This window comes from Paucibacter aquatile (genome assembly GCF_002885975.1).
GTDB lineage: Bacteria > Pseudomonadota > Gammaproteobacteria > Burkholderiales > Burkholderiaceae_C > Paucibacter_A > Paucibacter_A aquatilis.
In genome coordinates, this window is record NZ_POSP01000004.1 from 674642 (window position 1) to 689020 (window position 14379).

Sequence of the window (14379 nt, forward strand, 5' to 3'; positions counted from 1 at the left end):
ACCATGGCTGCACTCCAAATCAAGCGCCTGACGGCGCAAGACGCCGCGCTTGCCCGGCGCTGGGACGAATTCGTCCTGGCCTGCCCGCAAGCCACCTTCTTTCACCGTGCCGGCTGGTTGCGCATGGTCGAGCAGGTGTTCAAGCACCAGGGTTTCTTTCTCTACGCCGAGCGTGAGGGCGAGATCGAGGGTGTGCTGCCCCTGGCTCAGGTCAAGAGCATGCTGTTCGGCCACTCCCTGGTGGCCTTGCCCTTTGCGGTGTATGGCGGTGTTGCAGCCCTGAACGACGAGGCAGCCGCCGCTCTGGAGCAAGAAGCGCAGGCCATTGCGCAGCGCCTGGGTGCTGAGCACCTCGAGTTCCGCAATATCGCGCCCCGTCACGCCGACTGGCCAAAGCAGGATTTGTACGTCACCTTCCGCAAGGAGATCCTGCCCGAGGAAGAGGCCAATATGCTGGCCATTCCGCGCAAGGCCCGGGCCAGTGTGCGCAAAGGCATCAAAAACAATCTGGTCTCGCACATCGATCCAACGGTGGATCGCTTTTTCGCGCTCTACGCCGACAACACCCACCGCCACGGTACGCCGGCCATGCCCAAGCGCTACTTCGCGGCTTTGCTGGACGAGTTCGGTGCCGATGCTGAGGTGCTGACGGTCACCGATGCCCAAGGCAAGCCACTCAGCTCGGTGCTGAGTTTCTACTTCCGTGACGAGGTGCTGCCTTACTACGCCGGCGACGACGAAGCCGCGCGCGATCTGGCCGGCAACGACTTCAAGTACTGGGAGCTGATGCGTCGCGCCTGCGCGCGTGGCTGCAAGGTGTTCGACTACGGCCGCAGCAAGCAGGGCACCGGTTCCTACGCCTTCAAGAAGAACTGGGGCTTCGAGCCGACGCCGTTGCATTACGAGTACTGCCTCTACAAGCGCGACGCCGTGCCGCAGAACAACCCGAGCAATGCGAAGTACCAGCTCCTGATCAAGACCTGGCGGCGCTTGCCCCTGGGCTTTGTCAACTGGTTGGGGCCCTTCATCGTGCGCAATCTGGGTTGAGCCATGCCCGCCCCACACCACTGCTTGCTTGATGCACGAAGCCGCCCACTGAATCTGATCTCTCGCGCATGCCTGCGCGTCCAGCCGCTATGAGCTTGCGCGTTCTCCACATCCTCGACCACTCCTTGCCGCTGCACAGCGGCTACAGTTTTCGCACCGCCTCCATCCTGCGCGAGCAGCGTGCGCGCGGCTGGATCACCTCTCACCTGACCAGCCCCAAGCAGGGCCCGGGCGAGGGCCTGATGGAGGAGGCCTCGGGCTGGCAATTCCACCGCACGCCCAGCACCGCGGCCGATGGCCTGATCCGCCAGATGCAGCTGACGGCCGCGCGCATCCGGGAAGTCGTGGCCATCGAGCGCCCTGACATCATCCACGCCCATTCGCCGGTGCTCAATGCCTTGCCCAGCCTCTGGGTCGGCCGACAGCTGCGTTTGCCGGTGGTGTATGAGATGCGAGCCTCTTGGGAGGATGCGGCTGTCGACCACGGCACGACGACCGAAGGCAGCTTGCGCTACCGCGTGTCGCGGGCGCTGGAAAGCTTTGCGCTCAAGCGTGCCGACCAGATCACCACCATTTGCGAAGGCCTGCGTGGCGACATCATGTCGCGCGGTGTGCCGGCGGATCGCATCACCGTGATCCCGAATGCGGTTGACGCCCAGGCCTTCCAGTTTGGCGTCAGCCCGGACCCGGTGCTGCGTGCCAAGCTGGGCCTGGACGGCGCCGTTGTGCTTGGTTTTGCAGGCTCCTTCTACGGCTACGAAGGCCTGCACCTGCTGCTGGACGCTGCGGCTCGCCTCTTGCCCACGCTGCCGCAGCTTCGCGTGCTGCTGGTCGGCGGCGGCCCGCAGGAGGCGGCGCTCAAGGCGCAGGTGGAGCGCCTGGGCCTGCAGCAGCAGGTGATCTTCACCGGCCGGGTGCCGCACGCGGAGGTGCAGCGTTACTACGAACTGATCGACGTGCTGGCCTACCCGCGCCTGCCCATTCGCCTGACCGAGCTGGTCACGCCGCTCAAGCCCCTGGAGGCCATGGCCCAAGGGCGCATGTTCGTGGCCTCCGATGTCGGCGGCCACCATGAGCTGGTGCGCCACGGCGAGACCGGCCATCTCTTCAAGGCCGGCGATGTGGGCGCTCTGGCCGCTGCCATCGAACAGCTGCTGGCCCAGCGCGAGCAATGGCCGCGCATCGCCGCGCAGGCCCGCCATTTCGTGGAAGCCGAGCGCACCTGGGCCCGCAGCGTGGCCCGCTACGAAGAGGTCTACCGGCGCGCCCTGGGCCGCTACGGTCGTACCTTCCCCCCTGTTTCTTCCTGAGGCCCGACCCAGCTATGTGCGGCATCCACGGCATCCTGCGTCTTGACGGCGCCCCGGTCGAATCGGCCCATCTGAGCTTGATGGGCGACATCACCCAGCATCGCGGCCCCGACGATGAAGGCCAGCACATTGACGGTGCCTGCGGCATCGCCATGCGGCGCCTGTCCATCATTGACCTGGCCGGCGGCCACCAGCCCCTGTCCAACCAGGACGGCAGCCTCTGGCTGGTCTGCAATGGCGAGATCTACAACTACCGCGAGCTGCGTGCCGAGCTGCAAGCCAAGGGGTTTCAGTTCAAGACCGGCTCCGACAGCGAGGTGCTGCTGCATCTGTACGACGCCGAGGGCGATGACTTCGTCCACCGCCTCAACGGCATGTTCGACTTCGCCCTCTGGGATGCGCGCCGCCGCCGTCTGCTGATCGGCCGTGACCGCATCGGCGTCAAGCCCCTGTACGTGATGCAGGACGGTCAGCGCCTGGCTTTTGCCACCGAAGCCAAGGCCTTGCTGGCTTTGCCCGGCGTTCGGGCCGAGCTGGACACTCGCGTGCTCTCCAGCTACCTGCAGCTGGGCTATGTGGCCGCGCCGGGCAGCATGTTCAAGGGCATTCGCAAGCTGCCGCCGGCCACGCTGCTGGCGGTGGAGGCTGGTCAGGTCAAGGAGTGGCGCTACTGGCGCGTGTCGGCGCAGATCCGCCGCGACTGGAGCGAGGCCGAGTGGATCGAGCGCTCGCGCGAAAGCCTGCAGCGCGCCGTGCGCATGCAGATGGTCAGCGACGTGCCGATCGGCGCTTTCCTCTCGGGTGGTGTCGATTCCAGCGCGGTCGTGGCCTATATGGCCCGCGAGTCCAGCGAGCCCATCCGCACCTATGCCATCGGTTTCGAAGGCGGTGAGGCCGAGACGCTGTACAACGAGCTGCCGTTCGCGCGCCAGGTCTCCGAGCTGTTCAAGACCCAGCACAAGGAAATTGTCGTCAAGCCCGATGTGGTGGGTCTGCTGCCCCAGCTGCTCTGGCATATGGACGAGCCGCTGGCCGACACGGCCTTCATCACCACCTATCTGGTCTCGCAGTTTGCGCGCCAGGATGTGAAGGTGATCCTCTCGGGCGTGGGCGGTGACGAGCTGTTTGGCGGTTATCGCCGCTACCTGGGCGGTCATTACGCACGCCGTTTCCAGGCGCTGCCCGCTTGGCTGCAATCAGCCATCGGCTTTGCGGCCGGCCGCTTGCCGGCCGATCGTCACTCAGGACTGCTCAACACCTTGCGCCTGGCCAAGGGCTTTGTCGCCAGCGCCGGTATGGGCGCCGATGCGCGCTACCAGAGCTATCTGCAAGTGCTGGGGCAGGACCTGGTCGGCCGTCTGCTGGTGGACGGCGCGGGCGGTCAAGACCCGCTGGCCGCGGCTTTCGCTAGCGCCGGCCATGAGGACGAACTCAACCGCATGCTGGCCGTGGACGCAGAAACGCAGCTGCCTGACGATCTGCTGCTCTTGACCGACAAGATGAGCATGGCCGTGTCGCTCGAGTGCCGCGTGCCTCTGCTCGATCACGAACTGCTGGAGCTGGCGGCGTCCATGCCTTCGGACATCAAGATCCGTGGTGGCCGCCTCAAGCATGTGCTGAAGTCGGCCCTGGCCGATGTGCTGCCGGATGACATCCTGAACCGCAAGAAGCGCGGCTTCGGCACGCCCATGGGCGCCTGGCTCAAGAAGGAATTGGCGCCGCTGCTGCGCCGCCTGCTGGCGCCTGAGGTGGTGAAGGCGCGGGGCCTGTTCGTGCCGGCCGTCGTGTCAGGCCTGATCGCCGACCACGAAGCCAACCGCATGGACGGCACCGATGCGCTGCTGTCTCTGATGAATCTTGAAATCTGGAGCCGGGTCTATCTGGACGGCCGCAGCCCCGCCGATGTGGCGCTGGAGCTGAAGTCTTACCTGCCCCGCGCCTGACGCCCCCGCTCCTCCATCTGCCCGCATGAACATCCTCTACGTCTGCCATCGCTTTCCCTTCCCGCCCAAGCGTGGAGGCAAGATCCGGCCCTTCAATATGATCCGCCACCTGACGGCGGCGGGGCATGAGGTCACCGTCTGTTCGCTGGTGCGAGCCGAAGACGAAGGCGTGGAAGGGCAGGGCATTGCACCGCATTGCAAGGCCTTCCATATGGCGCGCGTGCACAACCCGGTGCAGGCCTTGCGCATGGTGGCGCGTCTGCCCCTGACCACGCCCTCGTCCATGGGCTTTTTCTACTCGGCCGAGCTGGCAGCCAAGATCAAGCACCTGCTGGCCACGCAGAAGTTCGATCTGATCTTTGTTCACTGCTCCTCGGTCGCGCAGTACGTGGAGCATGTGCAGGACATTCCCAAGATCCTGGACTTCGGCGATATGGACTCGCAGAAGTGGCTGGAGTACGCGGACGCCAAGCCTTTCCCGCTGTCCCTGGGCTACCGGCTCGAAGGCTACAAGATGCTGGCGGCCGAGAAGCGCCTGGCCCGCCGCTTTGACCTCTGTACCGCCACCACGCGCGCCGAATGGCAGACGCTCAACGACTATGGCACGGGTGCAGCGACCGACTGGTTCCCCAACGGTGTCGATGCCGATTACTTCAGCCCCAATGGCACGGCCTACGACCCTGACACCATCAGCTTCATCGGCCGCATGGACTACTACCCCAACCAGGAATGCATGTCGCGTTTCTGTGCGGAAACCTGGCCCTTGATCAAGGCGCGCCGGCCGCAGATGAAGCTGACCATCGTCGGCGCCGACCCGTCGCCGGCCATGCGCAAGCTCGGTGAGATCGACGGCGTCACCGTCACCGGCTCGGTGCCGCATGTGCAGCCCTATGTGCGCAAATCGGCCCTGATGGTGGCCCCGCTGGCGATTGCCCGCGGCACGCAGAACAAGATCCTCGAAGCCATGGCCATGGGGGTGCCGGTGGTGACCAGCAGCATTGCCGCAGGCGGTGTCGACGCCGAGGCCGAGACCCATCTGCTGGTGGCCGACACGCCGCAGCAATGCGCCGAGGCGGTGCTGCGCATCGTCGAGAATCCCGCCGAGCGGGAGCGTCTGGCCCTGGCCGGCCGCGCGCGCATGCTCAGCCACCATGCCTGGCCGCGCTCCATGGAGCGTCTGGACAAGATCATTGCCCAGGTTCTGACCTCGGCATCCACCTCATCAAAAAAGCAGGCAGTGAAGTCATGAAGATCAGCATTTTTGGATTGGGCTATGTGGGCGCGGTGTCGCTGGCCTGTTTGTCGCGGGACGGCCATGATGTGGTGGGCGTGGACATCGAGCCGGCCAAGCTGGACCTGATCAAGAACGGCAAGACGCCGGTGGTCGAGGAGGGCATGGTGGAGCTGATGGCGCAAGTTGCGGCCAGCGGCCATGTCAGCGTGACGACGGACGCGGTGCAGGCCGTGCTGAGCACCGAGATCTCGCTGGTCTGCGTGGGCACGCCCTCGGCGGCCAACGGCAGCCAGGACCAGGGCGCGGTGCTGCGCCTGGCCGAGCAGATCGGTGAAGCGCTCAAGCAAAAGAGCGAGCCGCATGTGGTGGTGTTCCGCTCGACCCTGGTGCCGGGCACGGTGGAAGACGTGCTGCGCCCCATCATCGAGCGCGCCTCGGGCAAGCGCGACGGCGTGGACTTCCACCTGTGCTTCCAGCCCGAGTTCCTGCGCGAAGGCAGCTCCATCCGCGACTACGACAAGCCGCCCTTCACCATCGTCGGTGCCAACCACGAGTACGCGGCCGAGCGGCTGCAAGCCCTGTTCGGCCATCTGCCCTGCAAGTTCCTGAAGACCTCGGTGCGCGCGGCCGAGATGATGAAGTACTGCTGCAACAACTTCCACGCGCTCAAGATCACCTTCGCCAACGAGACGGCGCGCCTGTGCGGTGCATTGGGCGTGGACGCCTTCGAAGTGATGGACCTGGTCTGCCAGGACACGCAGCTCAACATCTCCAAGGCCTATCTGAAACCGGGCTTCGCCTTCGGCGGCTCCTGCCTGCCCAAGGACCTGCGCGCGACCACCTACCTCGCCAAGACGCACGATCTGGAGCTGCCCATGCTCTCGGGCATCCTGGCCTCCAACCGCCAGCACCTGGACCTGGCGCTGGACAAGCTGCTGGCCCTGGGCAAGCGCAAGATCGGCTTCATCGGCCTGTCCTTCAAGACCGGCACGGACGATCTGCGCGAGAGCCCGCTGGTGACCCTGGCCGAGCAGCTGATCGGCAAGGGCATGCAGCTGTCGATCTATGACCCCGAGGTGCATCTGGCCAGTCTGCTGGGCGCGAACCGCAGCTTTGTGCAGAAGCACCTGCCGCACATCGGTGAGATGCTCAAGGGCGATCTGGCCGAGGTGGTGCAGGGCAGCGAGGTGCTGGTGATGGGCCTGTCGGGCGCGGAGATCGCGGCGCAGGTGGCGGGCTTGGCTCGCGCCGACCAGGACCTGCTGGACCTGGTGAACCTGCCCAACAAGGCGGACTTCAAGGCCCGGGTGCAGGGGCTGTGCTGGTGATGAGTCCGAACAGCCCGACGCCAGTGAAGCGCGGCGCGCCCGGCGGCGCAGGCTGGCCACGTGCGCTCGCGGGGCTTGTGCTGCTCTTGCTCGTGGTTTTGGGCCTGTACCACCAGACCGCCTGGGCCATGGTGCAAATCTGGAACCGCTCGGAGACCTTTGCACATGCTTTCACGGTGCCGCCAATTGCCTTGTGGTTGATTTGGCGACTCCGAGCCTCCATCGCCGTGCTTGAGCCGCGGCCGTCGCCCTGGTTCCTGTTGCCCATGGCAGCTTGCGGCCTGTTGTGGTTGCTCGGCGACTTGGCGGCCGTCAACGCGGCCACCCAGCTGGCCTTGGTGGGCATGTTGGTGTGCGCCGTACCGCTGTGCCTGGGGGCGGCGGTGGCGCGTGTGATGGCCTTCCCGCTCGCTTTTTTCTTCTTCGCCGTACCCATCGGTGAGTTTCTGATGCCGCTGTTCATGAACTGGACGGCGGACTTCACGGTCAGCGCCCTGCGATTGAGCGGCATTCCGGTCTACCGCGAAGGTCTGCAGTTCGTGATCCCGAGCGGCAACTGGTCAGTGGTCGAAGCCTGCAGTGGCATCCGTTACCTGATGGCTTCGGTCATGGTGGGCGCTTTGTTTGCCTACCTGAACTACCGTTCCCTCAAGCGGCGCGTGATCTTTGTGATCTTCGCCACGATGCTGCCGGTGGTGGCCAACTGGGTGCGAGCCTATCTGACCGTGTTGCTCGGCCATGTGTCCGGCAATGAATTGGCGACCGGGGCTGATCATTTGCTCTACGGCTGGGTGTTCTTCGGCATCATCATGCTGGCCATGTTCATGGTCGGTGGCCGTTGGGCCGAGGCCGATGCGCAAGGCCTTGACACACCACCGGCTGCGAACGGCGCGGCCTTGACCTCTCGGGCGCCTGCCGTTGGGTTGACAACCCTGGGTGCCGGCTTGCTCGTCTTGCTGGCGCCATTTGCCTGGTCCCAGCACCTCGCCGTACCAGCGAGTCAGACCGAGCTTCGTTTGGCACTGCCCACGGGGTCGTTGGGCGCTTGGACGTCGATGCCGGCCACAGCGCCGATGTTGAAGCCCGTGTTCCAGTCTCCTGCTGCGCAGGCGGCGGCTGTTTTCCGCAAGGGCAATCAAGAGCTGGGCGTGCACGTGGCCTACTACCGCCAGCAAAGCTACCGCAGCAAGCTGATCAGCTCGGTCAACACCTTGGTCGCCAGCGAGGACCGTCAATGGTCCGTGGTGTCGCAGGGGCGGCTTGACTTGCCTCAGGCCTCTTTGGCCGTGCGTCGCGTTGAACTGCTCAATCTGCGTGGCACGGACAGCCCGTGGCCGCGGCGCCTCGATGTCTGGCAGGTGTATTGGATCAATGGTGACCCCACCAGCCGTGACTGGCAGGCCAAGCTGCTGGCCCTTTGGCATCGCCTGATGGGCCGCGGTGACGATGCTGCCTCTTTGGTCTTTTACACAGACCGCGGAGATGAGGGGGCGGGTGAGGCTGTCCTGCGTGAGTTTGTGCAAGAGAATTGGGCCGCATTCGATGCGGCCCTGCGCAAGACCCGGGACGCGCAGGCCGCGGCACCAGCGGTGCCCGGCTGAATAGCTGTTTTTGAACGATCGACTTTGAGTTTTGGACTGACAAGGGAAACAAGATGACGACCTTAGCGGTGATCGGCCTGGGCTATGTGGGCCTGCCTTTGGTGGTGGAGTTCGGCAAGCAGATCCGGACCATTGGTTTTGATATTTCGACCGCCAAGGTCGAGTCCTGCCAGCGTGGCGTCGACCCCTCGCGCGAGCTGACTGACGAGCAGGTGCAGGCGGCCACCCATGCGGTCTACACCGACAAGCCCGAGATGCTGGCCGAGGCTGACATCATCATCGTTGCTGTGCCCACGCCGGTGGACGAGGCCCACATTCCCGACTTCAAGCCCCTGATCGGCTCCAGCACCAGCGTCGGCCGCCACATGAAGAAGGGCGCCATCGTCGTGTACGAGAGCACCGTTTACCCCGGCGCCACCGAAGAGGTCTGCATCCCCGTGCTGGAACGCGAGTCGGGCCTCAAGTGGAAGCAGGATTTCTTCGTCGGCTACAGCCCTGAGCGCATCAATCCGGGCGACAAGGAGCACACGCTGACCAAGATCCTGAAGATCGTCTCCGGCGACACGCCCGAGACGCTCAACAAGGTGGCCGAGCTCTACGAGAAGATCATCATCCCCGGCGTGCACCGCGCCTCCAGCATCAAGGCCGCCGAGGCTGCCAAGGTGATCGAGAACACCCAGCGCGACCTGAACATCGCGCTGATGAACGAGCTGGCCATCATCTTCGACAAGATCGGCATCGACACCTCCGAGGTGCTGGCCGCGGCCGGCACCAAGTGGAACTTCCTGAAGTTCAAGCCGGGCCTGGTTGGCGGCCACTGCATCGGCGTGGACCCCTACTACCTGACCCACAAGGCCGACATGCTGGGCTACCACCCGCAAGTCATCCTGGCCGGCCGTCGCATCAACGACAGCATGGGCAAGTTCATTGCCGAGCAGACCATCAAGCACATGATTGCTTCGGGCTCCTACATCAAGGGCGCCCGTGTCAATGTGCTGGGCCTGACCTTCAAGGAAGACTGTGGCGATCTGCGCAATTCCAAGGTTATTGACATCATCAACGAACTGCGCACCTACGGCGTGGAAGTGTTCGTGACCGATGCGCAGGCCGAGGCTGAGGAAGCCATGCACGAGTACGGCGTGCGCTTGCTGCCCTTCGACGAACTGCCGCGAGCTGATGCCGTGGTTGCGGCCGTCGCCCACAAGGAGTACGCGAAGCTGAGCGTCGAAGACCTGGGCAAGAAGCTGGTCAAGGGCGGGGCTTTCATCGATGTGAAGGCAGCGTTTGATCAAGGCGGTCTGGAAGCTGCCGGCTTCCGCGTCTGGCGCCTCTGATCGAGCGCTGGGATTGACCCCTCACCGCATGAGCGAGCGCCGGCCTCTCGTCGTCCACCTGCTGTTCCGCTTCGACACCGGAGGGTTGGAGAACGGGGTGGTCAATCTGATCAACCACATGGACGCCAGCCGCTGGCGCCATGCGGTGGTGGCCATGACCGAGGTTACTGAGTTTCGGCGCCGCATCCAGCGAGAGGATGTGCAATTCCTGGGGTTGAACAAGCCGCCGGGGCCGGGCGTTTTGCAGTGGGGTGCGCTGTATCGCATGTGCCGTGAGCTGCGGCCCGACATCGTTCACAGCCGCAATCTGGCGGCGCTCGAAGGCCAGCTGCCGGCGTGGCTGGCCCGTGTGCCGGCGCGCATCCACGGTGAGCATGGCCGAGACATGGACGATGTGGATGGCCTCAACCGGCGCAACCGCCTGACCCGGCGCTTCTACAGCCCTTTTGTGCAGCGCTATGTGGCGCTGTCGCGCGACCTGGGCGGCTATCTGGAGAATGCGGTCGGTATTGGGTCGCAGCGCATCCACCAGATCTACAACGGGGTGGACACCGACAAGTTCCTCCCGCGCGGCGCGGCGGTGGCCTCGATAGAAGGATGTCCCTTCCAATCCGGCCCACAGCTGCTGGTGGGGACGGTGGGGCGCATGCAGTCGGTCAAGGACCAGCTGACCCTGGCCCGCGCCTTTGTCCTGGCCTTGCAGCAGCAGCCTGGCTTGCGCGAACGCCTGCGGCTGGTGATGGCGGGCGACGGGCCCCTGCGCGCTCAGGCGGCCCAGGTCTTGGCCGAAGCCGGGATGAGCGATCTGGCCTACCTGCCAGGCGAACGGCGCGATGTGGCGGAGCTGATGCGCGGGCTGGATGTGTTTGCCCTGCCGTCGCTGGCGGAAGGCGTGTCCAACACCATTCTGGAAGCCATGGCCTGCGGCCTGCCGGTGCTGGCCACCCGCGTCGGTGGCAATGCCGAGCTGGTGGAAGAGGGGCGCACCGGGCTCTTGGTGCCCTCAGCCGATGCCCCGGCCATGGCTGCAGGCCTGATCCGCCTGGCGCAGGACGCGGCATTGCGGGCCGATTTCGGCCAAGCCGGGCGTCAGCGGGTGGAGCAGCGCTTCAGCTTGCGTGCCATGGTCGCGGCATATGATGCTTTGTACAGCCAGGCACTGGGGCGGCCCCCACTCGATCTCGAACACGGTCTGCGGACCACAAAGTAGAACAAGATATGTGCGGAATCACTGGAATCTTTGACACGCGTGCGGCCCGCGAGATCGATGCGGCGCGCCTGCATCGGATGAACGAGTCGCAGCACCACCGCGGCCCCGATGAAGGCAGCCTGCACACCGAACCCGGCCTGGGCATGGGGCATCGCCGGCTGTCCATCATCGACATCTCCACCGGCCAGCAGCCGCTGTTCAACGAGGATGGTTCGGTGGTCGTGGTCTTCAATGGCGAGATCTACAACTACCAGTCGCTGATCCCCGAACTGCAGGCCCTGGGTCATGTGTTCCACACCAAGAGCGACACCGAGTGCATCGTCCATGCCTGGGAAGCCTGGGGTGAGGACTGCGTGCAACGCTTCCGCGGCATGTTTGCCTTTGCACTCTGGGACCGCAACAAGCAGACCTTCTTCATGGCCCGCGACCGCATGGGCGTGAAGCCCCTGTTCTACAGCGTGCTGGATGATGGCCAGCTGCTGTTCGGCTCGGAGCTGAAGTCCCTGCTGGCCCATGGCCAGATGCGCCGCGACATCGACCCGCTGGCGGTCGAAGAGTATTTCGCGCTCGGCTATGTGGCCGAGCCGCGCTGCATCTTCAAGCAGGCGCGCAAGCTGGAGCCGGGCTACAGCCTGTGCATCCGTCGCGGCCAGTCGATTCCCGAGCCCAAGCAGTTCTGGGATGTGCGCTTCACACTCGACCGCCAGATCGGCGTCGAGGAAGCCTGTCTGGAACTGCAGGAGCGTCTCAAGGAATCAGTGCGCCTGCGCATGATTGCCGAGGTGCCGCTGGGTGCCTTCCTGTCCGGCGGCGTGGATTCCAGTGCCGTGGTGGCCACCATGGCCGGCATCAGCTCGGACGCGGTCAACACCTGCTCCATCGCCTTCGACGACCCGGCTTTCAACGAATCTGAGTTCGCCAAACTGGTGGCCGACCGCTACCGCACCGAGCACAAGGTGGAGACCGTCAAGTCCGACGACTTCGACCTGCTCGACACCCTGGCCCGGCTCTACGACGAGCCCTATGCCGACAGCTCGGCCATCCCGACCTACCGGGTCTGCCAGCTGGCGCGCAAGCATGTGACCGTGGCCCTGTCGGGCGATGGCGGTGACGAGACCTTCGGCGGCTACCGCCGCTACCGCATGCATTTGATGGAAGAGCGCATGCGCTCCATGATGCCGGCCGGCCTGCGCAAGCCGCTGTTCGGCACGCTGGGACGTCTGTATCCGAAGGCCGATTGGGCGCCGCGCGTGTTCCGCGCCAAGACCACGTTCGAAGGCCTGTCGCGCAATGCCGTCGAGGCCTACTTCCACTCGGTGTCCATCTTGCGCGGCCCCATGCGGGAGCAACTCTTCAGCCCGCAGTTCAAGGCCCAGCTCAGCGGTTACGAGGCCCAGGAGGTGTTCGACCGCCATGCGGCCAACGCCCAGACCGACGATCCGCTGGCCCTGATCCAGTACCTGGACACCAAGACCTATCTGGTCGGCGACATCAACACCAAGGTGGACCGCGCCAGCATGGCGCATTCGCTGGAAGTGCGTGAGCCGCTGATGGACCATGAGCTGGTCGAGTGGGTGGCCAGCCTGCCGTCGGACCTCAAGATTCGCGGTCAGGAAGGCAAGTACCTGCTGAAGAAGTCCATGGAGCCACTGCTGCCCGACGAGGTGCTGTACCGGCCCAAGATGGGCTTCGCCGTGCCGCTGGCGCGCTGGTTCCGTGGCCCGCTCAAGCAGCGGGTGCAGGACGCCGTGCTCGGCCCGCGCCTGGCTGCCACCGGCTGGTTCAACCGCGAGTACCTGCAACACCTGGTCGAAGCTCATCAAAGCGGCGCCCGCGACTACAGTGCGCCGCTGTGGACGCTGCTGATGTTTGAGGCCTTCCTGCGCCAGGTGGTGGATGAAGAGTTGCCTTTGGCCGTGCACAGCCGGGACGGCGTTCCCGCCTGAGTAGGGTCTGTCCGCCCGGTTCTTGCTGATGGCGGGCATCGCTGGATTCCGGGGCGTTCGCGCCCCGGAGCTGCATCAAGATTTCGGAGACTTTGAGCAATGAAGATCAGCATTTTTGGATTGGGCTATGTGGGCGCGGTGTCGCTGGCCTGTTTGTCGCGGGATGGCCATGATGTGGTGGGCGTGGACATCGAGCCGGCCAAGCTGGACCTGATCAAGAACGGCAAGACGCCGGTGGTCGAGGAGGGCATGGTGGAGCTGATGGCGCAAGTTGCGGCCAGCGGCCATGTCAGCGTGACGACGGACGCGGTGCAGGCCGTGCTGAGCACCGAGATCTCGCTGGTCTGCGTGGGCACGCCCTCGGCGGCCAACGGCAGCCAGGACCAGGGCGCGGTGCTGCGCCTGGCCGAGCAGATCGGTGAAGCGCTCAAGCAAAAGAGCGAGCCGCATGTGGTGGTGTTCCGCTCGACCCTGGTGCCGGGCACGGTGGAAGACGTGCTGCGCCCCATCATCGAGCGCGCCTCGGGCAAGCGCGACGGCGTGGACTTCCACCTGTGCTTCCAGCCCGAGTTCCTGCGCGAAGGCAGCTCCATCCGCGACTACGACAAGCCGCCCTTCACCATCGTCGGTGCCAACCACGAGTACGCGGCCGAGCGGCTGCAAGCCCTGTTCGGCCATCTGCCCTGCAAGTTCCTGAAGACCTCGGTGCGCGCGGCCGAGATGATGAAGTACTGCTGCAACAACTTCCACGCGCTCAAGATCACCTTCGCCAACGAGACGGCGCGCCTGTGCGGTGCATTGGGCGTGGACGCCTTCGAAGTGATGGACCTGGTCTGCCAGGACACGCAGCTCAACATCTCCAAGGCCTATCTGAAACCGGGCTTCGCCTTCGGCGGCTCCTGCCTGCCCAAGGACCTGCGCGCGACCACCTACCTCGCCAAGACGCACGATCTGGAGCTGCCCATGCTCTCGGGCATCCTGGCCTCCAACCGCCAGCACCTGGACCTGGCGCTGGACAAGCTGCTGGCCCTGGGCAAGCGCAAGATCGGCTTCATCGGCCTGTCCTTCAAGACCGGCACGGACGATCTGCGCGAGAGCCCGCTGGTGACCCTGGCCGAGCAGCTGATCGGCAAGGGCATGCAGCTGTCGATCTATGACCCCGAGGTGCATCTGGCCAGTCTGCTGGGCGCGAACCGCAGCTTTGTGCAGAAGCACCTGCCGCACATCGGTGAGATGCTCAAGGGCGATCTGGCCGAGGTGGTGCAGGGCAGCGAGGTGCTGGTGATGGGCCTGTCGGGCGCGGAGATCGCGGCGCAGGTGGCGGGCTTGGCGCGTGCGGATCAGGACCTGCTGGATCTGGTGAACCTGCCCAACAAGGCGGACTTCAAGGCCCGGGTGCAGGGGCTGTGCTGGTGATATCGGGTGC

At 65.0% G+C, this 14379-nt stretch carries 10 protein-coding genes; all 10 read left to right on the forward strand.

Going from position 1 to position 14379, the window contains the following annotated elements; translation table 11 throughout:
* Positions 1 to 3 precede the first annotated feature (3 nt).
* The 10 genes from C1O66_RS22545 to C1O66_RS22590 all read left to right on the forward strand — a co-directional run bounded on the left by C1O66_RS22545 (position 4) and on the right by C1O66_RS22590 (position 14369).
* Positions 4 to 1047, forward strand: coding sequence for a FemAB family XrtA/PEP-CTERM system-associated protein (locus C1O66_RS22545; RefSeq protein WP_102770239.1), 1044 nt, complete (start codon positions 4 to 6; stop codon positions 1045 to 1047).
* 89 nt (positions 1048 to 1136) lie between these two features.
* On the forward strand, positions 1137 to 2357 hold the full coding sequence (locus C1O66_RS22550) for a TIGR04063 family PEP-CTERM/XrtA system glycosyltransferase (RefSeq protein ID WP_171826177.1): 1221 nt from the start codon (positions 1137 to 1139) through the stop codon (positions 2355 to 2357).
* 14 nt (positions 2358 to 2371) lie between these two features.
* Positions 2372 to 4300: an asparagine synthase (glutamine-hydrolyzing) gene (gene asnB / locus C1O66_RS22555; protein WP_102770240.1), complete on the forward strand. Its 1929-nt coding sequence runs from the start codon at positions 2372 to 2374 to the stop codon at positions 4298 to 4300.
* Between the two features lie 25 nt (positions 4301 to 4325).
* On the forward strand, positions 4326 to 5549 hold the full coding sequence (locus C1O66_RS22560) for a TIGR03087 family PEP-CTERM/XrtA system glycosyltransferase (protein ID WP_102770241.1): 1224 nt from the start codon (positions 4326 to 4328) through the stop codon (positions 5547 to 5549).
* Positions 5546 to 6862: a nucleotide sugar dehydrogenase gene (locus C1O66_RS22565; RefSeq protein WP_102770242.1), complete on the forward strand. Its 1317-nt coding sequence runs from the start codon at positions 5546 to 5548 to the stop codon at positions 6860 to 6862. Before C1O66_RS22560 ends, C1O66_RS22565 begins: the two co-directional genes overlap by 4 nt.
* Positions 6862 to 8463, forward strand: a complete 1602-nt coding sequence (xrtA, locus tag C1O66_RS22570; RefSeq protein ID WP_102770448.1) for an exosortase A — start codon at positions 6862 to 6864, stop codon at positions 8461 to 8463. Before C1O66_RS22565 ends, xrtA begins: the two co-directional genes overlap by 1 nt.
* Positions 8464 to 8516: 53 nt before the next feature.
* The gene (locus C1O66_RS22575; protein WP_102770243.1) at positions 8517 to 9797 is read left to right on the forward strand and encodes a nucleotide sugar dehydrogenase; all 1281 of its coding nucleotides are present in this window, start codon (positions 8517 to 8519) and stop codon (positions 9795 to 9797) included.
* A 28-nt stretch (positions 9798 to 9825) separates the two neighbouring features.
* A complete protein-coding gene (locus C1O66_RS22580; protein ID WP_102770244.1) occupies positions 9826 to 11007 on the forward strand; it encodes a TIGR03088 family PEP-CTERM/XrtA system glycosyltransferase in 1182 nt (393 codons plus the stop codon).
* A gap of 8 nt (positions 11008 to 11015) precedes the next feature.
* Positions 11016 to 12953 (forward strand): XrtA/PEP-CTERM system amidotransferase, encoded by a 1938-nt coding sequence (locus C1O66_RS22585; RefSeq protein WP_102770245.1) that lies wholly within the window; start codon positions 11016 to 11018, stop codon positions 12951 to 12953.
* Positions 12954 to 13052: 99 nt separating this feature from the next.
* Positions 13053 to 14369 carry a nucleotide sugar dehydrogenase gene (locus C1O66_RS22590; protein ID WP_102770242.1) on the forward strand — a complete coding sequence of 439 codons (1317 nt, stop codon included), beginning with the start codon at positions 13053 to 13055 and terminating at the stop codon, positions 14367 to 14369.
* The last annotated feature ends 10 nt before the right edge of the window (positions 14370 to 14379 follow it).

Bases quoted from the DNA above. Each gene is read 5' to 3' on its own strand.
- C1O66_RS22545 (WP_102770239.1), top strand. From the start codon at position 4: ATGGCTGCACTCCAAATCAAGCGCCTGACGGCGCAAGACGCCGCGCTT.
- C1O66_RS22550 (WP_171826177.1), top strand. From the start codon at position 1,137: ATGAGCTTGCGCGTTCTCCACATCCTCGACCACTCCTTGCCGCTGCAC.
- asnB (WP_102770240.1), top strand. From the start codon at position 2,372: ATGTGCGGCATCCACGGCATCCTGCGTCTTGACGGCGCCCCGGTCGAA.
- C1O66_RS22560 (WP_102770241.1), top strand. From the start codon at position 4,326: ATGAACATCCTCTACGTCTGCCATCGCTTTCCCTTCCCGCCCAAGCGT.
- C1O66_RS22565 (WP_102770242.1), top strand. From the start codon at position 5,546: ATGAAGATCAGCATTTTTGGATTGGGCTATGTGGGCGCGGTGTCGCTG.
- xrtA (WP_102770448.1), top strand. From the start codon at position 6,862: ATGAGTCCGAACAGCCCGACGCCAGTGAAGCGCGGCGCGCCCGGCGGC.
- C1O66_RS22575 (WP_102770243.1), top strand. From the start codon at position 8,517: ATGACGACCTTAGCGGTGATCGGCCTGGGCTATGTGGGCCTGCCTTTG.
- C1O66_RS22580 (WP_102770244.1), top strand. From the start codon at position 9,826: ATGAGCGAGCGCCGGCCTCTCGTCGTCCACCTGCTGTTCCGCTTCGAC.
- C1O66_RS22585 (WP_102770245.1), top strand. From the start codon at position 11,016: ATGTGCGGAATCACTGGAATCTTTGACACGCGTGCGGCCCGCGAGATC.
- C1O66_RS22590 (WP_102770242.1), top strand. From the start codon at position 13,053: ATGAAGATCAGCATTTTTGGATTGGGCTATGTGGGCGCGGTGTCGCTG.